The organism is Streptomyces sp. NPDC043854, assembly GCF_056436005.1.
Genome location: NZ_JBWKDK010000033.1, coordinates 42291 through 65491 on the forward strand (window position 1 = coordinate 42291; position 23201 = coordinate 65491).

The 23201-nt window shown below is 69.8% G+C and carries 20 protein-coding genes, 2 tRNA genes and 1 pseudogene; 8 read left to right on the forward strand and 15 right to left on the reverse strand.

The features are described from left to right. Positions 1–15 precede the first annotated feature (15 nt). The 4 genes from AC068A_RS26180 (at position 16) to AC068A_RS26195 (ending at position 6423) form a co-directional block, all read left to right on the forward strand. Positions 16–1440 (forward strand): FtsW/RodA/SpoVE family cell cycle protein, encoded by a 1425-nt coding sequence (locus AC068A_RS26180; protein ID WP_478588688.1) that lies wholly within the window; start codon positions 16–18, stop codon positions 1438–1440. After that, a complete protein-coding gene (locus AC068A_RS26185; RefSeq protein ID WP_478588689.1) occupies positions 1437–2903 on the forward strand; it encodes a peptidoglycan D,D-transpeptidase FtsI family protein in 1467 nt (488 codons plus the stop codon). Before AC068A_RS26180 ends, AC068A_RS26185 begins: the two co-directional genes overlap by 4 nt. 222 nt (positions 2904–3125) lie before the next feature. Continuing rightward, positions 3126–5150: a Stk1 family PASTA domain-containing Ser/Thr kinase gene (gene pknB, locus AC068A_RS26190; protein WP_478588690.1), complete on the forward strand. Its 2025-nt coding sequence runs from the start codon at positions 3126–3128 to the stop codon at positions 5148–5150. A gap of 220 nt (positions 5151–5370) precedes the next feature. Beyond that, the gene (locus AC068A_RS26195; RefSeq protein ID WP_478588691.1) at positions 5371–6423 is read left to right on the forward strand and encodes a restriction endonuclease; all 1053 of its coding nucleotides are present in this window, start codon (positions 5371–5373) and stop codon (positions 6421–6423) included. A gap of 19 nt (positions 6424–6442) precedes the next feature. Here AC068A_RS26195 and AC068A_RS26200 read toward each other — a convergent pair whose 3' ends face one another. From AC068A_RS26200 to AC068A_RS26220, 5 genes and pseudogenes are all read right to left on the reverse strand, one after another. Beyond that, entirely contained in the window at positions 6443–7156 is a 714-nt protein-coding gene (locus AC068A_RS26200; RefSeq protein ID WP_478588692.1) for a class E sortase, read from the reverse strand. A gap of 41 nt (positions 7157–7197) precedes the next feature. Next, positions 7198–7881, reverse strand: a pseudogene (locus tag AC068A_RS26205) (class E sortase); the annotation flags it as partial. A 125-nt stretch (positions 7882–8006) separates the two neighbouring features. Further along, positions 8007–8645, reverse strand: a complete 639-nt coding sequence (locus AC068A_RS26210) for an aminodeoxychorismate/anthranilate synthase component II (RefSeq protein ID WP_478588693.1) — start codon at positions 8643–8645, stop codon at positions 8007–8009. Continuing rightward, the gene (locus AC068A_RS26215; RefSeq protein ID WP_478588717.1) at positions 8642–8842 is read right to left on the reverse strand and encodes a hypothetical protein; all 201 of its coding nucleotides are present in this window, start codon (positions 8840–8842) and stop codon (positions 8642–8644) included. The genes AC068A_RS26210 and AC068A_RS26215 overlap by 4 nt, the downstream gene beginning before the upstream one ends. Before the next feature lie 47 nt (positions 8843–8889). Continuing rightward, positions 8890–9678 (reverse strand): DUF881 domain-containing protein, encoded by a 789-nt coding sequence (locus AC068A_RS26220; RefSeq protein WP_478588694.1) that lies wholly within the window; start codon positions 9676–9678, stop codon positions 8890–8892. A gap of 92 nt (positions 9679–9770) precedes the next feature. Between AC068A_RS26220 and crgA the strand changes: the two genes are divergently transcribed. Next, positions 9771–10022, forward strand: a complete 252-nt coding sequence (gene crgA, locus AC068A_RS26225) for a cell division protein CrgA (RefSeq protein WP_179171839.1) — start codon at positions 9771–9773, stop codon at positions 10020–10022. Between the two features lie 146 nt (positions 10023–10168). Here the strand turns inward: crgA and AC068A_RS26230 are convergent, their stop codons facing one another. Together AC068A_RS26230 and AC068A_RS26235 are read right to left on the reverse strand one after the other, a co-directional pair. Next, positions 10169–11044: a rhomboid family intramembrane serine protease gene (locus AC068A_RS26230; protein ID WP_478588695.1), complete on the reverse strand. Its 876-nt coding sequence runs from the start codon at positions 11042–11044 to the stop codon at positions 10169–10171. Positions 11045–11188: 144 nt separating this feature from the next. Then, positions 11189–11716 carry a peptidylprolyl isomerase gene (locus AC068A_RS26235; RefSeq protein WP_478588716.1) on the reverse strand — a complete coding sequence of 176 codons (528 nt, stop codon included), beginning with the start codon at positions 11714–11716 and terminating at the stop codon, positions 11189–11191. Between the two features lie 175 nt (positions 11717–11891). On the opposite strand from AC068A_RS26235, the gene AC068A_RS26240 reads away from it, so the two are divergent. After that, on the forward strand, positions 11892–12578 hold the full coding sequence (locus AC068A_RS26240) for a DUF5324 family protein (RefSeq protein WP_478588696.1): 687 nt from the start codon (positions 11892–11894) through the stop codon (positions 12576–12578). A gap of 82 nt (positions 12579–12660) precedes the next feature. On the opposite strand, the gene AC068A_RS26245 is transcribed toward AC068A_RS26240, so the two are convergent. Both AC068A_RS26245 and AC068A_RS26250 read right to left on the reverse strand, forming a co-directional pair. Continuing rightward, positions 12661–13140 carry a LysM peptidoglycan-binding domain-containing protein gene (locus AC068A_RS26245; RefSeq protein WP_478588697.1) on the reverse strand — a complete coding sequence of 160 codons (480 nt, stop codon included), beginning with the start codon at positions 13138–13140 and terminating at the stop codon, positions 12661–12663. 206 nt (positions 13141–13346) lie between these two features. Then, a tRNA-Ala gene (locus AC068A_RS26250) sits at positions 13347–13419 on the reverse strand. 162 nt (positions 13420–13581) lie between these two features. Here AC068A_RS26250 and AC068A_RS26255 point away from each other — a divergent pair. Next, positions 13582–14130 carry a helix-turn-helix domain-containing protein gene (locus AC068A_RS26255; RefSeq protein WP_478588698.1) on the forward strand — a complete coding sequence of 183 codons (549 nt, stop codon included), beginning with the start codon at positions 13582–13584 and terminating at the stop codon, positions 14128–14130. 72 nt (positions 14131–14202) lie between these two features. Continuing rightward, complete coding sequence (locus AC068A_RS26260; protein WP_478588699.1) at positions 14203–15579, forward strand: serine/threonine-protein kinase; 1377 nt, start codon at positions 14203–14205, stop codon at positions 15577–15579. 109 nt (positions 15580–15688) lie between these two features. Here AC068A_RS26260 and AC068A_RS26265 read toward each other — a convergent pair whose 3' ends face one another. The 6 genes from AC068A_RS26265 to gyrB all read right to left on the reverse strand — a co-directional run bounded on the left by AC068A_RS26265 (position 15689) and on the right by gyrB (position 22936). Then, entirely contained in the window at positions 15689–17002 is a 1314-nt protein-coding gene (locus AC068A_RS26265) for a hypothetical protein (protein ID WP_478588700.1), read from the reverse strand. 109 nt (positions 17003–17111) lie between these two features. Beyond that, positions 17112–17246 (reverse strand): DLW-39 family protein, encoded by a 135-nt coding sequence (locus AC068A_RS26270; protein ID WP_208809277.1) that lies wholly within the window; start codon positions 17244–17246, stop codon positions 17112–17114. Between the two features lie 146 nt (positions 17247–17392). Continuing rightward, a tRNA-Ile gene (locus AC068A_RS26275) sits at positions 17393–17466 on the reverse strand. Between the two features lie 101 nt (positions 17467–17567). Continuing rightward, positions 17568–18239 (reverse strand): DUF3566 domain-containing protein, encoded by a 672-nt coding sequence (locus tag AC068A_RS26280; RefSeq protein ID WP_478588701.1) that lies wholly within the window; start codon positions 18237–18239, stop codon positions 17568–17570. 3 nt (positions 18240–18242) lie between these two features. Next, positions 18243–20834, reverse strand: a complete 2592-nt coding sequence (gene gyrA, locus AC068A_RS26285) for a DNA gyrase subunit A (protein ID WP_478588702.1) — start codon at positions 20832–20834, stop codon at positions 18243–18245. A 41-nt stretch (positions 20835–20875) separates the two neighbouring features. Beyond that, entirely contained in the window at positions 20876–22936 is a 2061-nt protein-coding gene (gene gyrB, locus AC068A_RS26290; protein ID WP_478588703.1) for a DNA topoisomerase (ATP-hydrolyzing) subunit B, read from the reverse strand. Between the last annotated feature and the right edge of the window lie 265 nt (positions 22937–23201).

The window sequence follows — 23201 nt, forward strand, 5'->3', positions numbered from 1 at the left end:
GGGGCCCGCCACACCATGAGCGTTGTCACCAACACGACCACCATCGGCGCCATCGAGCTGCCGAGCAGGCGGAACACCGAGCTGATGCTGCTCGTGTTCGCCGTGGTCATCTCGATCTTCGCCTACGCCAACGTCGGGCTCGCGATCCACGGCGAGCTGCCCCCCGGCATGCTCGTCTACGGCGGCGGCCTCGCCGTGCTCGCGGGCATCGCCCACTTCGTCGTACGCCGCTACGCCAAGTACGCCGACCCGCTGCTGCTGCCGATCGCGACCCTCCTGAACGGGCTCGGCTGCGTGCTGATCTGGCGGCTGGACCAGTCCGAGCGGCTCCAGAACCTCGCCAAGCGCAGCTTCGGCACGTTCTCCGAGTCCGCGCCGCGCCAGATGATGTACACCGCGGTGGCCATCGCCCTGTTCGCGGCCGTGCTGCTGCTCCTGAAGGACCACCGCACCCTTCAGCGGTTCACGTACATCTCGATGGCGGGCGCGCTCATCCTGCTGATCCTGCCGGTCATCCCGGGCCTGGGCGCGGACGTCTTCGGCGCCAAAATCTGGATCAGCGTCGCCGGCTTCTCGATCCAGCCCGGCGAGTTCGCGAAGATCGTCATCGCGATCTTCTTCGCCGGCTATCTGATGGTGAAGCGCGACGCCCTGGCCCTGGCCAGCCGCCGCTTCATGGGCCTCTACCTGCCGCGCGGCCGCGACCTCGGCCCGATCCTGATGATCTGGGCGATGAGCCTGCTCGTCCTCATCTTCGAGAACGACCTCGGCACCTCGCTACTGTTCTTCGGCATGTTCGTGATCATGCTGTACGTCGCGACCGAGCGCACCAGCTGGATCGTGATCGGCCTGCTCATGAGCGTCGGCGGCGCCGTCGTCGTCGGCACGTTCGCCAGCCACGTGCAGGCCCGCGTCAACGCCTGGCTCGACCCCTTCGGCTGCTACGCCAAGTCCGGCGCCTGCGAGCAGGTCGGCCAGTCGATCATGAGCTTCGGGTCCGGCGGCGTCCTCGGCGCCGGCTGGGGCCAGGGCAACTCGGACCTCATCGGCTTCGCCGCCAACTCCGACTTCATCTTCTCCACCGTCGGCGAGGAGCTCGGCCTGGCCGGCGTCATGGCCTTCCTGCTGCTCTACGGCCTGATCATCGAGCGGGGTGTGCGCACCGCCCTCGCCGCCCGCGACCCCTTCGGCAAGCTCTTCGCCATCGGGCTCTCCGGTGCCTTCTCCCTGCAGATTTTCGTCGTCGCCGGCGGCGTCATGGGGCTCATCCCCCTCACCGGCATGACCATGCCCTTCCTGGCATCGGGCGGTTCCTCCGTCCTCGCCAACTGGGCCCTGGTCGGCATCCTCATCCGGATCAGCGACACCGCCCGCCGCCCCGCGCCGGCCCCCGCGCCGTCCCCCGACTCCGAGATGACCCAGGTGGTCCGACCGTCATGAACAAGCCCCTGCGCCGCATCTCGATCTTCTGCGGGCTGCTCGTCCTCGCGCTGCTGATCCGGACCAACTGGATCCAGTACGTCCAGGCCGAGGAGCTGAGCACCCGCAAGGAGAACCGCCGGGTCCAGATCGCCCAGTACGCCACCCAGCGCGGCAACATCATCGTCAAGGGCGGGCAGTCCATCACCGGCTCCGTCGAAACCGACGGCAGCGACTACAAGTACAAGCGGACCTACATCGACGGCGCCATGTGGGCCCCGGTGACCGGCTACGCGTCGCAGGCGTTCGGCTCCACGCAGCTCGAGTCCCTCGAGGACAAGATCCTCACCGGCAACGACGACCGGCTGTTCTTCGACCGCACCATCGGCATGTTCACCGGCGAGAAGAAGGCCGGGGGCAACGTCGTCACCACGCTGATGCCGGACGTGCAGAAGGCCGCGTTCGATGCGCTCAAGGACAAGACGGGCGCCGTCGCGGCCATCGACCCGCGCACCGGCGCCATCCTGGCCCTGGTCAGCAAGCCCTCGTACGACCCGTCCAGCTTCGCCGGCAACTCCAAGGCCGACGAGAAGGCCTGGATCGAGCTGAAGGACAGCGAGGACAAGAAGCTCGTCAACCGCGCCCTGCGCGAGACCTACCCGCCGGGCTCCACGTTCAAGGTCGTCACCGCGGCCGCGGCCCTGGAGCACGGCGTCGTCACCAACATCGACGCGCCGACCGACACCCCGGAGCCCTACTTCCTGCCCGGCACGAAGACCCCGATGGTCAATCACGCCCCGGGCTGCGAGAAGGCCAGCCTGAACGAGGCGATGAGGGTCTCCTGCAACTCGGTCTTCGCGATGCTCGGCGACAAGGTCACCCGGGACAAGATGGTCGAGACGGCCCAGAAGTTCGGCTTCAACAACGACAAGATCGACACCCCGGTCCGCGCGTTCGCGAGCATCTACGACAAGACCATGGGCAAGGACGGCAACGCCCAGAGCGCCATCGGCCAGTTCAACACCGCCGCCACCCCGCTCCAGATGGCCATGGTCACCGCCGCGATCGCCAACGACGGCAAGCTGATGAAGCCGTACATGGTCGACCAGCTCACCGCGCCCAACCTGGACGTCATCGAGAAGCACGAGCCGCAGGAGATGAGCCGGCCCCTCTCCGCCGCCAACGCGCAGAAGATCCAGCAGATGATGGTCAACGTCGTCGAGACCGGCACCGGCACCAAGGCGAAGATCAAGGGCGTCACGGTGGGCGGCAAGACCGGTACCGCCCAGCACGGCGAGAAGAACGCCAAGCGCCCGTACGCCTGGTTCATCTCCTACGCCAAGGGCGCCGATGGAACCAGCCCCGTCGCCGTCGCCGTCGTCATCGAGGACAGTGACGCCAGCCGCGACGACATCAGCGGTGGCGGCCTCGCCGCCCCCGTCGCCCAGGCCGTCATGCAGGCCGTCCTCAACAGCAAGAGCTGACGGGCGGCACGGACAATGGAACGACGGGACGAGGTGTGAAGGCTGTGTCCGGAGTGACGTGGGGCACTGATCCCGCCCGGAACCGAGCGTACGGTACCGGTCCGGTATCAGGCTGTGGTCACGAACCGATCACCGACGATCGGCCGGTAGCCTTTGCGCGAACAGCACACCGCCGGACCACACACGGGTGCGGTCGGGACTGACGGAGAGGGCTGGAACGTTATGGAAGAGCCGCGTCGCCTCGGCGGCCGGTACGAGCTGAGCCACGTGCTCGGCCGCGGTGGCATGGCCGAGGTGTACCTCGCCCACGACACCCGGCTCGGCCGTACCGTCGCCGTCAAGACCCTGCGTGCCGATCTCGCCCGCGACCCGTCGTTCCAGGCCCGGTTCCGCCGCGAGGCCCAGTCGGCCGCGTCGCTCAACCACCCGGCGATCGTCGCTGTCTACGACACCGGCGAGGACTACGTCGACAACATCTCCATCCCGTACATCGTGATGGAGTACGTCGACGGCTCCACCCTGCGCGAGCTCCTGCACTCCGGCCGCAAACTGCTGCCCGAGCGCACCCTGGAGATGACCATCGGCATCCTCCAGGCCCTGGAGTACTCCCACCGCGCCGGCATCGTCCACCGCGACATCAAGCCCGCCAACGTCATGCTGACCCGGACCGGCCAGGTCAAGGTCATGGACTTCGGCATCGCCCGAGCCATGGGCGACTCCGGCATGACCATGACGCAGACCGCGGCCGTCATCGGCACCGCACAGTACCTGTCCCCGGAGCAGGCCAAGGGCGAGCAGGTCGACGCGCGCTCCGACCTGTACTCCGCGGGCTGCCTGCTCTACGAACTGCTCTGCGTCCGCCCGCCGTTCATCGGCGACAGCCCCGTGGCCGTCGCCTACCAGCACGTCCGGGAAGAGCCCCAGCCGCCGTCGAACTTCGACCCCGAGATCACGCCCGAGATGGACGCGATCGTCCTGAAGGCGCTGGTCAAGGACCCCGACTACCGCTACCAGTCGGCCGACGAGATGCGCGCCGACATCGAGGCCTGCCTGGAGGGCCAGCCCGTCGCCGCCACCGCCGCCATGGGCGCCGCCGGCTACGGCTACCCGGAACCGGGCAACGGCTACGGGCACCAGGGCTACGACCAGCCCACCGCCGCCCTGCGCCCCGCCGACGCCGGCCAGACCTCCATGCTCCCGCCGATGCCCCCGGGCGACGGCGGCTACGGGTACGGGGACCAGGGCCCCGGCGGGTACGACCAGGGCCACGGCCGCCGACAGAACCAGAAGAAGAGCAAGGCCTCCACGATCCTGCTGGTCACGGCCGGCGTCCTCGTCCTGGTCGGCGCCATCCTCATCGGCCGCTCGCTGTTCAACGGCGGCGCCGACAACCGGCCCGTCGTGCCCAAGCTGATCGGCGAGACCTTCGAGCAGGCGCAGAAGAACGCCGACAACGTGGGCCTCAAGGTCGAGAGAGCGGCCGACGAGCCCTGCGACAACCAGCCCAAGGGCAACGTCTGCAAGCAGGAACCCGCGCCGGACACCCGGGCCGACGAAGGCTCCACGGTCAAGCTGACGATCTCCTCGGGCGCCCCGCCGGTGGCCGTCCCCAACGTCGTCAACCTCGCATTCGAGGAAGCGGAGAAGGCGCTCAAGGACAAGGGCTTCCAGGTCGAGAAGAGGACCCAGGAGTCCGACCGCACCCCCGGCACCGTCCTGGACCAGAACCCCAAGAACGGCCAGGCCCAGAAGGGCTCGACGGTCACCGTGACCGTCGCCAAGGAGCCGGCCAAGGCCGCGATGCCCGACCTCCTCGGCAAGACCAAGGAGCAGGCCGCCAAGCTGCTGACCGACGCCAAACTGAAGCTGGGCAGCACCACCGAGGTGGACTCCCCCGGCGCCCCGCCGAAGACGGTCGTCCAGCAGCAGTACCAGCCGGGCGAGCAGCTGGCCCCGGGCACGACGGTGAACGTGCAGATTTCAAAAGGAGCACAGCAGACACAGGTCCCGAACCTCGCCGGACGAACCGTCGGCCAGGCCAAGCAGGAGCTCGCCAGCCGAGGACTGACCTTCGGTGCCGTCCTGGCGGGCGGCCCCGCGGACGACAACGCGATCGTCGTGAAGAGCGACCCGAACGCGGGCTCCCCCGTCGCCACCGGCACGATCGTCAACGTCTACACGATCGCCGGCAACGGCCAGCAGGGCGGCAACAACGGCGGGTTCTTCGGCGGCCTGGGAGGCCGCTGACCCCGGGCGCCGACCCCGCACGACACAAGAGGCCCGGCCGCCCCCTCCCCCACCGGGAGGGGCGGCCGGGCCTCTTGCATGTGCTCGGTCCATCCCCGGGCCCGTGCCCTTCTGCTCCACCTCCGCACATATCCACGAAAGCCGATCGTGTCTTCATATATCGGAAATCGTTGATCCGGTCGGGGTGGGACATCGGGTTCTGCCCAGGAAGGGCGGGGCGATGGTCAGCGAATCGGTACTCCTGGAATCCCGGACACTGCGCACGAGCGTCCTGGACCGCACGCACGTCCTGGACAAGGTGAAGGCGCTGTCGCTCCTGCCGGACGGACTGCACGTGACGACGGCGATGGTGGCGGCGTACTACGAAGTCTCGGAGCGCGTGGTCAACCAGCTCCGGCTACGCCACCGCGAAGAGTTGAGCCAGAACGGCATGCGCACCCTCAAGGGCTCTGACCTGGCGGATTTTGAAAGCTACAACCAGTCGCTTTCAAAGGCGAGTCATCCACAGGCCCGCGGCCGTGGCGGACGCGTGCACCTGGCCGTGTACACCCGCCGGGCCATCCTGAACGTCGGGATGCTCCTCCGCGACAGCGAAATCGCACGTCAGGTGCGTGCGTACCTCCTCGATACCGAGCAAGAGGCCCGCAGGCATCCTGTGGACAACTTCATCCACAGGGCCGACTCGGGTGAGGAGGCCACGGAGATCCTCCGCCGACAGGTCGTACCCATGCTCAACGTGCTCATCGAAGCCTCCGGCGAACACCACCGCGAGTTGGTCTCCCTCCGGCAGGACGTCACACGGATCCAGGCGAAGCTCGTCGAGCACGACACCGCCATCAGCCGGCTTCAGCGCGACCAGGCTGAGCGGGCCCTCACCGGGGTCATCGGGACCATCACCGCCATGAACCGGCAAGAGTTCGAACTCCACGTCGCGGGTCTGCTCCGCCGCGACGGCTGTACGGGCGTCGACGTACACGGCGGCGGCCACGGCGGCAGGCTCGGTATCGACATCACCGCCCGCACCGCCGACGGCCGAACCGTCGCCGTCCAGTGCAAGAAAGTCACACGATTCCGGCACGTGCTCAGCGATGAGATGCAGAAGTTCCTCGGCGCCGCCAAAGTCCTGCACCGTGCCGACGTGGCCCTCTGCGTGGCCACCTGCGCCTTCACCCGCGAAGCCTTGGCCATCGCCGCCCAGGGCGGCGTCACCGCAGTCCACCGGGGCCTTCTGGAGGCGTGGAGCGCGGGGACACCACTTCAGGTACTGCGGTAAGCCGGTGGCTTTCCAGCGGTCAGCGCAGCTCGGCCGGCGGGGTCCGCTTCGCGTCGACCTTCTCCGTGCGCACCAGCTCGCCCCACACGACGTACCGGTACTTCGAGGTGTACACGGGCGTGCAGGTGGTCAGCGTGATGTACCGGCCCGGCGCCGTCTTCCCCGACTCCTTCGGGACCGGCGAGATCACGTCCACGTTGTACTTGGAGGTCTGGCGCAGCTCCGCGAAGACCTTGTACACGTACCAGGTGTCGCGGGTCTCGAAGACGACGGCGTCGCCCTTCTTCACCTTGTCGATGTCGTGGAACTTCGCCCCGTGCCCGTCGCGGTGCGCCGCCAGCGAGAAGTTCCCCGGCTTCTCCCACGGCAGGGCCGCCTTCACCGGGTCGATGTAGTAGCCGGCCACGCCGTCGTCGAGGACCTCCGGCGCCGTGCCCCGCTTGACGAGCACCTCGCCGTTCTTCATCGCGGGCACGTGCAGGAAGCCGATGCCGCCCTGGGTGTCCAGCGCGCCGGGCCCCGCGGCCCCCGCCGCCGGGGTGGCGCTCTGCCACTGGCGGCGGATCTCGTCGCCGCGCGCCGAGGCCTGCCGGTCCGCGAGCACGTTCGTCCACCACAGCGAGTACGCCACGAACAGGCCCAGCACCAGGCCGACCGTGATCAGGAACTCGCCCAGGAGGCTCAGGAACCCGGCGAGCACACTGCTGCGGCGGGGCGGCGCGGTACGGGACACGGCGGTTCGTCCTTCGAGCGGGGGCGGCGGCTGCCGCCGGGCTACCGGGCGGCCAGCGCGGGGGGAGCACCCTGGCCGCGCTGGCGTTCGTCCACCATCCTGCCCCATACGATCAGGCGGTAGGTGCTGGTGAACTCCGGGGTACAGGTCGTGAGCGTGATGTACCGGCCCGGGGCGGTGAAGCCCGACCCCTCCGGTACGGGTTTCAGCACGGCCACGTTGGTCGGCGGCGTCTGCGGGAGGATCGAGGCCATCTCGTACGTGTAGTACGCGTCCCGGGTCTCGACCACGATCGGGTCGCCCGGCGCCAGCCGGTTGATGAACCGGAACGGTTCGCCATGGGTGTTGCGGTGTCCCGCCACCGCGAAGTTGCCCTGCCTGTCCGCGGGCATCGCGGTCTTCAGGGCGCCGTCCCCGTAGTGCCCGACCATCCCGCGGTCGAGCACCTTGGGCTTGCTCACGCCCTCCGCCACGGGCACCTTCACGTCCAGCTTCGGGATGTGCAGGATCGCGAAGCCCTGGCCGGGCTCGAACGCCGCCGGAGGCGGGGCGGCAGCGCCGCCCGGCTGCTGCTCCCAGGTCTCGCGCAGCGAGCCCGCGGCCCCGTCGGCCGTGCGCTGCGCGAGCACGTTCGTGTACCAGAGCTGGTAGGCCACGAACAGGAGCATCACCACGCCCAGCGTGATGAACAGCTCCCCGAGGAGCCGGCTCGCGACCACGAGCGGCCCGCCCGAGGCCGGTTGCCTGCGCCGCCGCCCGCTGCCGCGCCGCCGCGCGCGTTTCGCGGCCTGCTGGGCGGCCCTGCGCCGCGCGGCCCGGCCCTCGGTGGGCGCGGACGGCGCGAGCGAGGTCACGCGACGGCCTTGCCCACCACCGGGGCCAGCCCCGCCGAGCGCTCGACGGCACCCTTGTCGCCGCAGCGCACGAGCCAGTTCGCGAGCATCCGGTGGCCGTGCTCGGTCAGCACCGACTCGGGGTGGAACTGGACGCCCTCCACGTCGTGCTCCCGGTGCCGCAGCCCCATGATGATCCCGTCCTCGGTGCGCGCGGTGACCTCCAGGACGTCCGGGAGGGTCTGCGGCTCGGCCGCGAGGGAGTGGTAGCGGGTCGCGGTGAACGGCGACGGCAGCCCTTCGAAGACGCCGAGGCCGTCGTGGACGACCGGCGAGGTCTTGCCGTGCAGCAGCTCCGGGGCGCGGCCCACGACGCCGCCGTAGGCGACCGCCATCGACTGCATGCCGAGGCAGACGCCGAAGACGGGGACGCCGGTAGCGGCGCAGTGGCGGACCATGTCCACGCAGACGCCCGCCTCCTCCGGGGTGCCGGGCCCGGGCGAGAGCAGCACGCCGTCGAAGCCGTCCTGCGCGTGGGAGAGCTCCACCTCGTCGTTGCGGAGCACCTCGCACTCGGCGCCGAGCTGGTACAGGTACTGGACCAGGTTGAAGACAAAGCTGTCGTAGTTGTCGACAACCAGAATGCGCGCGCTCACGGAGTGGCTCCCGATCCCTCGTCCACTGTCACATCGTTGAACGGAAGGAGCGGCTCGGCCCACGGGAAGACGTACTGGAACAGCACGAAGACCGCCGCGAGGACCAGTACGAGGGAGGTCAGCGCGCGTACCCACGCGTTGCCCGGCAGATGCCGCCAGATCCAGCCGTACATGCCGTCCGCGTCCCTTTCGCTCACGCACCGCGTGGGCGGTACGCACACAGACTAAAGCCAGCGGCCCGGCGTCAGGGGGTGCTTGTCGCGGAGGAGGTCTCGACCGGCTTCGCGTGGTGGAGGTCCACGGTGCCGGAGTAGCCGGGCAGTGTCAGCTCCTTGTGCTCGTCCACCTTCCAGCCGAGCCCGTACGCCGTGACGTACATCTGGTAGTTCTGCAGCGCCGGGGAGGCGGCGAGGGCCTTGCGCAGCGCACCCGGGTCGCCGACCGCCGTCACCTTGTACGGCGGCGAGTAGACCCGGCCCTGGAGGATCAGGGTGTTGCCCACGCAGCGCACGGCGCTGGTGGAGATCAGCCGCTGGTCCATGACCTGGATGCCCTGGGCGCCGCCCTGCCACAGGGCGTTCACGACGGCCTGGAGGTCCTGCTGGTGGATCACGAGGTCGTTGGGCTGCGGCTCGGGCACGTTGGGGATGCGGGCGGTGGCGCCGGGCGGGGCGTCGTTGAGGGTGACGGTCAGGCCCTTGCCGGAGAGGGCCTCGGTACCGGAGGCGGTGCGCAGGGCGGCCAGCTTGGCGTCCTCGGCCTTGGTACTGCCGTCGTCGCGCTCGGCGAGGGCGTCGACCCGGCCGCGGAGGGCAGCGGTGGTCTGTTCCAGCTCCGCGTTGTTCTGGCTGCGCTCGTGGATGAGGTCCGAGAGCTTGAGCAGCGAGGCGTCCGTCCGGATGTTCGTACCCTTGGACGTGTTGAAGCTGGTGATGAAGATCAGGCCGGCCAGGGCGAAGACGGCGGCGGTGAGCAGCCGGACCGCCCGGAACCGCCGGCGGGGACCCACGGAGGAGTCGTCGGAATTGCTCAACGTACCCTTCTCCTTCAACGCCACAGGTCCACTACGCTAACGGACGCCCGGGGCAGGCAAGGTCCCCAGCGCATCGACAGGAGAAGCCCCTCGTGCCGAAGTCACGTATCCGCAAGAAGGACGACTACACGCCGCCGCCGACGAAGGCGCAGCAGATCAAGCTGACCAACCGCAGCTGGGTCGCTCCGGTCATGCTCGCACTCTTCCTGATCGGTCTGGCCTGGATTGTCGTGTTTTATGTGAGCGAGACCCAGCTTCCGATCGAGTCCATCGGAAATTGGAACATTGTAGTCGGATTCGGATTCATTGCGGCGGGATTCGGCGTTTCCACCCAGTGGAAGTAGGCGGCTCGCCAGCCTGAGGCGGGGCGGCAAGCACAGGATGCCGCCGCCCCGCAAGCTCTCCCCAGGAGTTATCCACAGCGTCATCCACACCTGAGGAAAAGACAGACCATCTGTGGATAACTCTGTGGAGCTTGACGCCGGTGTGATCAGGTGAGTTCGGCCGTACGGGCCAGGACCAGGCCCGCTGCCAGCAGAAATACCAGCGCGCACGTCCCCCATTGGACGAAGGCCCGTTTTCCCCCGCTCCCCGGGGCCAGCATGGCCAGACCGAGCAGCAGACCGGTCAGCAGCCCGCCGACATGGGCCTGCCAGGACACCGACAGTGCCCCTCCGAAGGGCACGAACGTCAGCACCAGCATCAGCACGACCATCGCGATGACCGGCCGCATCTCGTAGCGGAGCCGGCGCGCGAGCACGACGGTCGCCCCGAGCAGCCCGAAGACGGCCCCGGAGGCGCCGAGGGTCGGGGTGTTCGGCTCGGTCAGCAGGTACACGAACGCGCTGGCGCCCAGGCCGGACAGCACGTAGACGGCGAGGTAGCGGACCCGGCCCAGAGCCGCTTCCAGCGGGCCGCCGATTACCCACAGGGCCAGCATGTTCCCCGCGATGTGCCACCACTCCGCGTGCAGGAACACCGAGGTCAGCAGCCGGTGGTACTGGCCGGTGGAGACGCCCTCGACCGGACCGCCGATGTACTCCACGTACCGGCCGAGCAGCTCCAGCTGCACCACGAGCGGGGGGAGGAGCAGACCGGCCAGGAAGACCGCTGCGTTGATCCCGATGAGGACCTTGGTGACCAGGTGGGGATCGTCGGCCACGGCTCCGCCCGCGAGGGTGCGCGGTGCGTTCGCGGCCGGCCGGTGGCCGGTCCCGGAGCCCTCGCGGACGCATTCGGGGCACTGGAAGCCGACCGAGGCGCTGATCATGCACTCGGGGCAGATGGGGCGCTCGCAGCGGGTACAGCGGATCCCCGTGTCGCGGTCCGGGTGGCGGTAGCAGCCCGGCAGACGGTCGGTGTCCATCGGTCCCCTCGGTCAGCGGCGGGACGGCGGTCCCCCGCCGGTCCGGTATGCCATCAGGACGGACGGGCGGGGCGGAAGGTTCCCGGGGCCGGACGGGCCGCCCGTTCAGCACTCCCGTTCAGCACTCCCAGTCAGCGCTCCCGGTCAGCGCCTCTCGACGGAGACGGACTTGATGATCACGTCTTGCAGGGGGCGCTCGGTGCGCGGGTTGGTCGGCAGGCCGGCGATCGTGTCCACGACCGACCGGCTGGCCTTGTCGGTGACCTCGCCGAAGATCGTGTGCTTGCGGGTGAGCCAGGCGGTGGGGGCGACAGTGATGAAGAACTGGCAGCCGTTGGTGCCCGGGCCGGCGTTGGCCATCGCGAGCAGGTAGGGCTTGGTGAAGGCCAGGTCGGGGTGGAACTCGTCGGCGAACTGGTAGCCGGGGCCGCCGGTGCCGTTGCCGAGCGGGTCGCCGCCCTGGATCATGAAGCCGCTGATCACGCGGTGGAAGACGGTGCCGTCGTAGAGCGGGTCCGTGGTCTTCTGGCCGTCGGTGGGGCGGGTCCACTCACGGGCGCCCGTCGCGAGCTCCACGAAGTTCCGGACCGTCTTCGGAGCGAAGTTCTCCAGCAGCTCGATCTCGATGTCGCCGTGGTTGGTCTTCAGGGTGGCGTAGAGCTTCTCGGCCACGGATCTGCCTTCCATAGTCAGCACTGTCGGTGCCCGATCCTCCCACGGAGGGCGGTACGGCACGGAAATCCCCCACCCGGATGCCCTGTCACGCATGCCGCCCGGCGCCAAGCCAGGCATGATCCGACAAAGGGTGGAAAGGTGAACTGTGTCCGCCACCAAGGAGGAGGATCCCGTGACCCGCAACGACAGCGTGCGCCTGGTCGCCGACAGCGCCAAGGACACGATGAAGCACGCGGCGGAGCTGGTGGCGCCGTACGCAGAATCCGCCAGGGACGCGGCGGTGCACTACGCGCACGAGGCGAACGAGCGGCTGGCACCGAAGGTCTCGCAGGCCGCCCAGCAGGCCTCGCGCCAAGCGCGTACGGCGTACGACGCCCATCTGCATCCCCGGATGGTCGCAGCGCGCGCCCACGTGCCGCCGAACGTCGACCGGGCGGCAACCCAGGCGGTACACCAGACCCGGCGCGTGGCCCGGCAGGCGGCCGAGTACACGCAGCCGAGGCTGGAGAGCGCCATGGCGGCGGGCCGGCCGGTCGCCGAGGAGGCCGCGCTGCGCTCGGCGGCGGTCGGCGTGGCGGCCCTGGCGGCGCTGCGCGGCCAGGTGACGGCCCAGGAGGTGAAGAGGCTCGTCAAGCACCACGAGCGGCTTCAGTGCCGGACCCGGGTGCTCAAGGGTGTGGTGATCGTCGGTGTGCTGGCCGGCGCCGCCTACCTGGCCTGGCGCTGGTGGGACCAGCAGTCCAACCCCGAATGGCTGGTCGAGCCGCCGGCGGCGACCGAACTGTCCTCGCGCGACGAGGCCCAGGCGACGTTCGACGACGAACTGGCCGCGAAGGAACGCGAGGCCAACGGGGAGTAGTCGCCGGAGACGTGAGACGTGAGACGTGGGGCCGGATCCGAGTGATCCGGCCCCACGCGTTCCGCTGCCTCCTGGCGGAGGATCAACCGGGGGACCGGCCGGGCAGCGTGAGCACCTGTCCGGGGTGGATCAGGTGGGGGTTGGCACCGATGACACCCCGGTTCACGGCGTAGAGCTCGCGCCAGCGGGCCTCGTTGCCCAGCTCCCGGAGGGCGATCGAGATGAGCGAGTCACCGGCCTGGACGGTGTACGTGCGCTTCACGGCGCCCCTCCCGGCCGCCGGCGCAGGAGCCGCGGGAACCGCCTTGTGCGCGGCGGACCCGGGCGTGGGGGTGTGCGGCGGGTGCCCGGCCGCGGCCGACTTCTGCGGGGTCCGGGCGGCCCGCGGCGTGGCGGGGGCGGGCTTCGGCGGGGCCGCGGCGGCCATGCGCTCGGCGGCCTCCCTGGTGGCCGCGACCGCGTCGGCGTACGTCGTCGCGTAGTCGGCGGAGGCGGTCGCGGCCGCCTTCTCGGCGGCGGCCTGTTTCTTCTTCTCGGACCTGAGGAAGTCGAAGAGTCCCATGTCTGTGCGCCTCCGGATGGTCAGTCCCCCGGGCTCGGTGCCTGTCACCACTGTCCGCCAGGAGGCGCCGCCGGGCCCTGCGACGGGCCTGTCCGGGGGACCAGGGAGGCCCCGCGCGCCCGTCGTTTCACGTGAAACATCGCCGAAGACGGCATGACAAAACCCCTCCCGATCGGCGTTTCCGCAGGTCAGAAGGGGTGAAGAAGTGGAGCTTAGGAGATTCGAACTCCTGACATCTGCCTTGCAAAGGCAGCGCTCTACCAACTGAGCTAAAGCCCCGAAAGGGAGGACGCGACCCTCTCCCGCGAAGGAGTGGCCGTTCCGCAGAACAGAGTACCGGGTTCTCCCCCTCATCCCGCAAAAATGATGGGGACTCCCACCGTGCGACCACTCTCCGTAAGATGCTCGCGAGGTTCGCACCAGCGAAGGGGAGTAGGACGCGTGGACGCAGTACAGCAAGAGGCTACAGCCAGAGCCAGAGAACTTCAGCGCAGCTGGTACGGAGAACCCCTCGGCGCGCTCTTCCGCCGGCTCATAGACGACCTGGGCTTGAACCAGGCCCGCCTCGCTGCCGTCCTCGGCCTCTCGGCCCCCATGCTCTCCCAGCTGATGAGCGGCCAGCGCGCCAAGATCGGAAACCCGGCCGTGGTCCAGCGCGTCCAGGCGCTCCAGGACCTCGCGAGCCAGGTGGCGGACGGAAGCGTCAGCGCCGCCGAGGCCACCGACCGGATGGACGAGATCAAGCGGACCCAGGGGGGCTCCGTCCTCAGCAACAGCGGTCAGACCGGCACCGGTTCCGGCGCCCCGACCGTCAAGCGCGTCGTCCGCGAGATCCAGTCGCTGCTGCGCTCGGTCTCCGCGGCCGGCGACATCATCGATGCGGCGAACAGCCTCGCCCCCACCCACCCGGAACTGGCAGAGTTCCTCAGGGTGTACGGCGCGGGACGCACCGCCGACGCGGTGGCCCACTACGAGGCACACCAGAACTGACGCGTACGGCACCGGCGCACACGGCACCGGCGCACGCACGGCGGACGAGCACAACGGGGGACGGACAGAGCAATGGGTGAGGTCTTCGCCGGCCGGTACGAACTGATCGACCCGATCGGGCGCGGCGGGGCGGGTGCGGTCTGGCGGGCCTGGGACCAGCGCCGCCGCCGGTACGTGGCCGCGAAGGTGCTCCAGCAGCGGGACGCCCACACACTGCTGCGGTTCGTCCGGGAGCAGGCCCTGCGGATCGACCACCCGCACGTCCTGGCACCGGCCAGCTGGGCGGCGGATGACGACAAGGTCCTGTTCACCATGGACCTCGTCTCCGGCGGCTCCCTCGCCCACGTGATCGGGGACTACGGCCCCCTGCCCCCGCGGTTCGTCTGCACCCTGCTCGACCAGCTGCTGTCGGGGCTGGCGGCGGTGCACGCGGAGGGGGTCATCCACCGCGACATCAAGCCGGCCAACATCCTGCTGGAGGCCACGGGAACCGGACGGCCGCACCTGCGGCTGTCCGACTTCGGCATCTCGATGCGCAAGGGCGAACCGCGCCTGACCGAGACCGACTACGTGGTGGGCACGCCCGGCTATTTCGCCCCCGAGCAACTGCGGGGAGCCGAACCGGACTTCCCCGCGGACCTCTTCGCCGTCGGACTGGTCGCCCTCTACCTGCTCCAGGGCCGCAAGCCCGATTCCGCGGCGCTGGTGGAGCAGTTCCTCACGCACGGCGTCCCGGACGCCCCCGAGAACGTCCCTGCGCCACTCTGGGACGTGATCGCGAATCTCCTGCAGCCGGATCCCCAGAGCCGGTTCAAGACCGCCACAGGGGTCCGCAGGGCCCTCGCCGAGGCCGCCCAGCTGCTCCCGCCGGCCCCGCCGGGCGCGGACCCGGTGGAGGTCTTCGACCAACTCGGGCCGCTGCCCCCCGGCTTCGGCCCGCAGGGGCCGCAGAGCGCGGCAGGGGCGGCGTCCACGGCGACCCCGGAGGTGCCGACGGCCCCCGGCGCTGCGACGGCCCCCGGCGCCTCGATGGCCCCCAACACCCCGACGGCTTCCACGGTGCCGATGGCGGCGGTGCCGACGGTGCCGCCGCAGCCGGCGCCTCCCGCGCCCGCCCCGACGGCGGCGGTGACGGCCGCGACGGCGGCGGCGGAGCCCACCCGTACCGATCCCCGGGGCACGGCGGTCACTGCGGCCGCGTTTCCGGCCGCCCCCTTCCCGGCCCCGGCCGCCGCCGCTGCCGCATCGGGGACCGGCAGCTTCCACCTGGCCCCGCCGGAGCCCGTCACCGCCCCGTACCCGGCGGCCCCGCATCCTGCGGCGCCCGCGGCCCCGGCCCCCGCGCGGACCGGCGGGATCGCCCCGCCGCCGCGGAAGGCGGCCGCGGCCCTCCTGGCCGCCGCGCTGCTGTGCTTCGCGGTGGGCGCCTGGGCCCTCACCCAGCTCTGACGGCCGCAGCCACGGCAACGGCCACACCCGCGGCTGCCCCGGCTACGACCGCGGCTGCGGCTACGGCTGTGAGCGCTGCTGCGGCTGCGGCTGCCGCCGTGCCGGCTTCTCAGGCGCTCCGGCCGCGCCGGGCCAGCAGCAGCCAGCCGCCGAGGACGATCAGCAGCACGGTCCCGGTGCCGAAGCCGCCGGCGGCGACCACGCTCATGGTCCGGCGCCGGTCGGCCGCCGCGAGCGCCTCCGGCTCCGTCAGCCCGTCCCGGGCGGCCGCGCGGTCGTCTTCTTCCACGGCGAACCCCGCCTTGGCCGGGCTCTCCGTGTACGGAGGCGCGGGCACGGCCTTGTTCTCCACGTTCAACCGCAGCGTCAGCGGCACGGGGGTGGCGTCCTCGGTGAACTCGGCCACCTTCTCGCCCACCGTGACCGCGATGTAGTACCAGCCCGCCACCCGCGCCGAGCCCATCGCGCGGTCGGACGCGAACCGGTTCTCGTAGGCCACCGGCGCGGTCGGCGGCAGGGTCAGGCTCGCCTGCTTGCCGTCGTAGCCGCCGTCCTTGCCCGCCAGCACGCTGCGGTACGGGGTGTAGACGCTGACCATCAGCCCCGTGCTGGCCGACCCGTACTCCTTGGTCCGCTTCGCGCCCGCCAGTTCCGCGCTCACCGCCAGCTGCTGCCCCCAGTCCACGGGCACCCGGTAGAACCGCGTCTGCCCCGGCCGCAGCCCGTCGCGCCACACCCCGGCGCCCAGCGCACGGGCGTCGTTGAAGCCGGTGCCGCCCTCCCGCGGCACCGGCTGGCTGCCCGGCGCCACCGGCGGGGCGGACGGCCAGGAGCTGGGCGCGGCCATGGGCGCGCTGCCGGTCTTCAGGCCGGGCTCGCGCGACACCTTCAGCTCCACGGGCCACGGGGTCTGGTCGGAGCCCTTGGCGGCCTCCCGGGTGACCTTCACGTAGTACACGCCGGCCTGCTGGCAGTCGGCGTCCTCCTTCAGCGTGCGCAGGCCCGCGGCGCCGATCGGCCGGGCGCCGCTGCCGTACCCGAAGGTCGTCTTGCCGGGGCTGCCCGGGCAGACGCGGCCGGCGGTGGTCATGACGCTGACCTCGACGCCGTCGCCGCTGGAGTCGATCTTCGCGCCGGGGGAGGGCTGGAGGACGGCGGAGACGTACACCGTGGACCGGTCGTCCAGGTTGAGCCGGTAGAAGCGCTCGCCGGGGGCCATGGTGTCCGTGTAGACCTTGCCGGGCTCCACCTGCGGTGCATCGGCCGTGCTGGCGGCCCCCTGCACCTTCTGCGCACCCTGCGCCGGCCGGTACGACGGCAGTGGCTCCGGGGCCGCGTGCCCGACGCCCGGAAGGCCCACCGTCAGCCCCAGGGCCGCCGCCATCGCTGCCGCGGCCGACACCGCAGTCCGCACCCGCCCCATCACACCCACCCCCGGTTTTTTCTCAAGCAACGCAAATCTTTACAAAACGGAACAGCATGAAGCCCCGGCCGCAGTGGCAGCCGGGGCTTCATGGATCAGCCTTGGGGTCTCACACGCCGGAACCGGAGGGCACGGAGTCGGTAGCCTCCGTCCACAGGTCCTGCTCGGCGCGGTCCGCCTGGATCTGGCGGTACACGAGGAGACCGCCGATGGCGGCCAGTGCGACCAGGAGCAGCTTCTTCACCGCGCGACCTCGTCCTTCGTCGTCGTTGGGTACTTCTGGCGGCCAACAATACACACCGATCGATACCGTTCGGTGACCTGGGAGGCCCCCGGGCAGCCCAACGGCGAAGACCCCCGGGCCATCCGGCCTGGGGGTCTTCGTCATTGTGGGGCTAACAGGATTTGAACCTGTGGCCTCATCCTTATCAGGGATGCGCTCTAACCAACTGAGCTATAGCCCCTCCGCGCTGCGCGCTGACTCCTGAAGATTAGCGCACAGACACGGTCCCGCCAAAATCCGATCCGCGGAGGCGTCCCCGCAGGTCATCAGAGGGCAGAACGGTCACTCGTCCTCCGCGAGCGTGAGCTCCACACCGCCGACGAAGCCCGCCGACAGGTTGTAGATGAACGCGCCCAGGGTCGCCAGCGCCGTGGCCAGCACGACGTCGATCACGGCGATCACCGAGGTGAAGATCAGCACCCGCGGCAGCGACAGGAACGCCTGGAGGTCGAAGCCGCTGCTCTCGCTCGAACCGGTCGCCTCGCTGATGGTGCTACCGACGGTCGAGAAGACACCCATGGCGTCCATGACCATCCACAGCACCGCCGCCGCCACGATGGTGCAGACGCCCAGCGCGATCGACAGCAGGAAGCTGACCTTCATCACCGACCACGGATCGGCCTTGGCCACCCGCAGCCGCGCCTTGCGCGTCCTCGGCGTCACACGGACCCCCGTACGCGGCTTGCGCTGCGCGACGGCCTCCCGGACGCCCCCGGGCGCGCCCGGGCCCGAGGGAGCCGCGTACGCCTGCGGCGGGTGGTACGGCTGCTGCCCGGCGGCCGGCTTCCCCTGCTTCGACTTCTGCTTGGACTTCGGCTTCTGCTCCGGCCCTCGCGCGTCCGTCACGGTCCCCCTGCCCTCGGAGGCGCCGGCCACGCCCTCGGAGTCCGCGGCGGGGCCACGGGCACCGTCCTCCTCGGTTCTGGCCGGTCCGGCGCCCGTGGCTCCACTCACGACTTACTCCTCGTGCTCCCCGGCCGAGGGCTCCGCGCCCTCGGCGGCCTCGGCGGCCTGTCCTTCGACTGCCTCGGTCTCCTCGACCTCTTCAGCCTCCTGACCGGCCTCGGCGTTACGAGCGATACCTACCACGGCATCGCGCTTGCCCAGGTTGATCAGCTGGACGCCCATGGTGTCACGGCCGGTCTCCCTGACTTCGTTGACTCGCGTACGGATCACACCACCACCCAGCGTGATGGCGAGAATCTCGTCCGATTCGTCGACCACGAGCGCGCCGACGAGCGAACCGCGGTCCTCCACGATCTTGGCGGCCTTGATGCCCAGACCGCCACGGCCCTGGACGCGGTACTCGTCGACCGGCGTCCGCTTGGCGTAGCCGCCGTCGGTCGCGGTGAAGACGAAGGTACCGGGCCGGACCACGCTCATCGAGAGCAGTTCGTCGCCCTCGCGGAAACTCATGCCCTTCACACCGGAGGTCGCGCGGCCCATCGGGCGCAGCGCCTCGTCGGTCGCCGTGAAGCGGATCGACTGCGCCTTCTTGCTGATCAGCAGCAGGTCGTCCTCGGCGGACACCAGCTCGGCGCCGATCAGCTCGTCGTCGCTGCCGTCCTCCCGCTCGCGCAGGTTGATGGCGATGACGCCGCCCGACCGGGGCGAGTCGTAGTCCTTGAGCGCCGTCTTCTTCACCAGGCCGGCCTTCGTGGCCAGGATCAGGTACGGGGCCGCCTCGTAGTCGCGGATCGCGAGGATCTCGGCGATCTGCTCGTCCGGCTGGAAGGCCAGCAGGTTGGCCACGTGCTGGCCGCGGGCGTCGCGTCCGGCGTCCGGCAGCTCGTACGCCTTGGCGCGGTAGACCCGGCCCTTGTTGGTGAAGAACAGCAGCCAGTGGTGCGTGGTGGAGACGAAGAAGTGGTCGACGATGTCGTCTTCCTTCAGCTTCGTCCCGCGCACGCCCTTGCCACCGCGCCGCTGGGAGCGGTAGTCGTCGGTCTTGGTGCGCTTGACGTAGCCGCCGCGGGTGATCGTGACGACGATGTCCTCTTCGGCGATCAGGTCCTCGATGGACATGTCGCCGTCGAACGGCACCAGCTTCGACCGGCGGTCGTCGCCGAACTTGTCGACGATCGCCGCCAGTTCCTCGCTGACGATCGCGCGCTGCTTCTCCGGCGAGGCCAGGATCGCGTTGTACTCGTTGATCTTCGCCTGGAGCTCGTCGTGCTCGGCGACGATCTTCTGCCGCTCCAGGGCCGCCAGGCGGCGCAGCTGCATCTCGAGGATCGCGTTGGCCTGGATCTCGTCGATCTCCAGCAGGCCCATCAGGCCCTCACGGGCGACCTCGACGGTCTCGCTGCGCCGGATGAGGGCGATGACCTCGTCGATCGCGTCCAGGGCCTTGAGCAGGCCGCGCAGGATGTGGGCGCGCTCCTCGGCCTTGCGCAGGCGGAACTTGGTCCGCCGGACGATGACCTCGATCTGGTGGTGCACCCAGTGGCGGATGAACGCGTCCAGCGACAGCGTGCGCGGCACGCCGTCGACCAGCGCCAGCATGTTCGCGCCGAAGTTGGTCTGGAGATCGGTGTGCTTGTACAGGTTGTTGAGCACGACCTTGGCGACGGCGTCGCGCTTGAGCACGATCACCAGGCGCTGGCCGGTGCGCGAGGAGGTCTCGTCGCGGACGTCGGCGATGCCGCCGATCTTGCCGTCCTTCACCAGGTCGGCGATCTTCTGCGCGAGGTTGTCCGGGTTCACCTGGTACGGGAGCTCGGTGACCACCAGGCACTGGCGGTTCTGGATCTCCTCGACCTCGACCACGGCGCGCATCGTGATGGAGCCGCGACCGGTGCGGTAGGCCTCCTCGATGCCCTTGCGGCCCACGACCAGGGCGCCGGTCGGGAAGTCCGGGCCCTTGATGCGGTCGATGAGCGCGTCGAGCAGCTCCTCGTGCGGGGCCTCCGGGTTGGCCAGGTACCACTGGGCGCCCTCGGCGACCTCGCGCAGGTTGTGCGGCGGGATGTTGGTCGCCATGCCGACGGCGATGCCGGCGGAGCCGTTGACCAGGAGGTTCGGGAAGCGGGACGGCAGGACCGTCGGCTCCTGGTTGCGGCCGTCGTAGTTGTCCTGGAAGTCGACGGTCTCCTCGTCGATGTCCCGGACCATCTCCATCGACAGCGGCGCCATCTTGCACTCGGTGTAGCGCATGGCGGCGGCCGGGTCGTTGCCCGGGGAGCCGAAGTTGCCGTTGGAGTCCACGAGCGGCATGCGCATCGACCACGGCTGGGCCAGGCGGACCAGGGCGTCGTAGATGGAGGTGTCACCGTGCGGGTGGTACGTGCCCATCACGTCGCCGACGACGCGGGCGCACTTGTAGAAGCCCTTCTCGGGCCGGTAGCCGCCGTCGTACATCGCGTACAGGACGCGGCGGTGCACCGGCTTGAGGCCGTCGCGCACGTCGGGCAGCGCGCGGGACACGATGACGGACATCGCGTAGTCGAGGTAGGAGCGCTGCATCTCCGTCTCGAGCCCGACGGGCTCGATGCGCATCTGCTGCTCCTCCGCGGTGTTCTCGGCGGTGGGGGTGGTTTCGTCGGCCATTGCTGGTCAGAAATCCTTTCGGGCGGCCGTGAAGAGCCGACTCAGATGTCGAGGAAGCGAACGTCCTTGGCGTTGCGCTGGATGAAGGAGCGCCGTGCCTCGACGTCCTCACCCATCAGCACCGAGAACAGGTCGTCGGCCTGGGCCGCGTCGTCCAGGGTGACCTGGCCGAGCACGCGGTGGTCCACGTCCATGGTGGTGACGCGCAGCTCCTCGGCGTTCATCTCGCCGAGACCCTTGAAGCGCTGGATCGAGTCCTCCTTGATCCGCTTGCCCTGGCGCTTGCCGTGCTCGACCAGGGCGTCGCGCTCGCGGTCCGAGTACGCGTACTCGAAGTCGTCGCGACCCCACTTGATCTTGTAGAGCGGCGGGCGGGAGAGGTAGACGTGTCCGGCCTCGACCAGCGGGCGCATGAAGCGGAACAGGAAGGTCAGCAGCAGGGTGTTGATGTGCTGGCCGTCGACGTCGGCGTCCGCCATCAGGATGATCTTGTGGTAGCGGAGCTTCTCGATGTCGAAGTCCTCGTGGATACCGGTGCCGAAGGCGGAGATGAGCGCCTGGACCTCGGTGTTCTGGAGGATCTTGTCGATACGGGCCTTCTCGACGTTCAGGATCTTGCCGCGGATCGGCAGGATGGCCTGGTACATCGGGTTGCGGCCGGACTTCGCGGAGCCGCCGGCGGAGTCACCCTCGACGATGAAAATCTCGCACTTGGTCGGGTCGTTCGACTGGCAGTCGGACAGCTTGCCCGGCAGCGAGGCGCTCTCCAGCAGGCCCTTGCGGCGCGTCAGGTCGCGGGCCTTGCGGGCCGCGACGCGTGCCGTGGCCGCCTGGATGGCCTTGCGGACGATGTCCGCGGCCTCGTTCGGGTTGCGGTCGAACCAGTCGGACAGGTGCTCGTGGGCGACCTTCTGGACGAAGGTCTTCGCCTCCGTGTTGCCCAGCTTGGTCTTGGTCTGGCCCTCGAACTGCGGCTCGCCGAGCTTGACCGAGATGATCGCGGTCAGGCCCTCGCGGATGTCGTCGCCGGTGAGGTTGTCGTCCTTCTCGCGGAGCAGCTTCTTGTCGCGCGCGTAGCGGTTGACCAGGGAAGTCAGCGCGGCGCGGAAGCCCTCCTCGTGGGTGCCGCCCTCGTGCGTGTGGATCGTGTTGGCGAAGGAGTACACGCCCTCGCTGTACTGCGAGTTCCACTGCATCGCGATCTCGACCGAGAGCATCCGCTCCTTGTCCTCGGCCTCGACGTCGATGACGGTCGGGTGGATCAGCTCGCCCTTGCGCGAGTTGAGGTACTTCACGAAGTCGACGATGCCGCCCTCGTAGTGGTACCGGACGGTGCGCGCCGCGGGCTCGGCCGTGTCCGCCTCCGGGTCGTCGGCGCCCGCGGTGGCCTTCGCCGACTCGCGCTCGTCGGTCAGCGAGATGGCCAGGCCCTTGTTCAGGAAGGCCATCTCCTGGAAGCGCCGGGACAGCGTCTCGAAGGAGTACTCGGTGGTCTCGAAGATGTCGCCGTCGGCCCAGAAGGTCACCGAGGTGCCGTGCTCGCCCGTCTCCTCGTTGCGGGCGAGGGGGGCGGTCGGAGCACCGAGCTTGTAGTCCTGCGTCCAGCGGTAGCCGTCGCGCTTGACCTCGACCGAGACCTTCGTCGACAGGGCGTTCACCACGGAGACGCCGACGCCGTGCAGACCGCCGGAGACGGCGTAGCCGCCACCGCCGAACTTGCCGCCCGCGTGCAGCACCGTCAGGACGACCTCGACCGCCGGCTTGCCCTCGGAGGGCACGATGTCCACCGGGATGCCGCGGCCGTTGTCGACCACCCGCACCCCGCCGTCGGCCAGGATCGTGACGTCGATGGTGTCCGCGTGCCCGGCCATGGCCTCGTCGACCGAGTTGTCGACCACCTCCTGGACGAGGTGGTGCAAGCCGCGCTCACCGGTGGAGCCGATGTACATGCCGGGCCGCTTGCGAACCGCGTCCAGGCCCTCCAGCACCTGGATCGCGGAGGCGTCGTACGAGGCGGTGACCTCCCCGTTCTCGCCGGCTGTGGACTGGTTGTCGTTGGGGTTGCCGGAATCGGCCACGAAGCGCCCTTTCTGGCACAGCACAGGCCGGACTCCGGGCCGGCAGGCGTGCCGGCAAGGAGCGGCTGCGTCGATCTGCGTTGTCAGCGTGTTGTTCTTCGGAATCCCGCGGCGAGGCGGGATTCGCTTCAGTCTACCGGTACCACGGACATGAATGGGGGTTTGCCGGTACCTGAGTACGCATGTGCCGCCCTGAACCTCCTCTCTCCGACTCCCCATATCCGGACCGGGGCTCAAAGAGGCTCACGCGGGCATCCAGCGCTTCGGGCTGTCAACCTTCCACTACCGT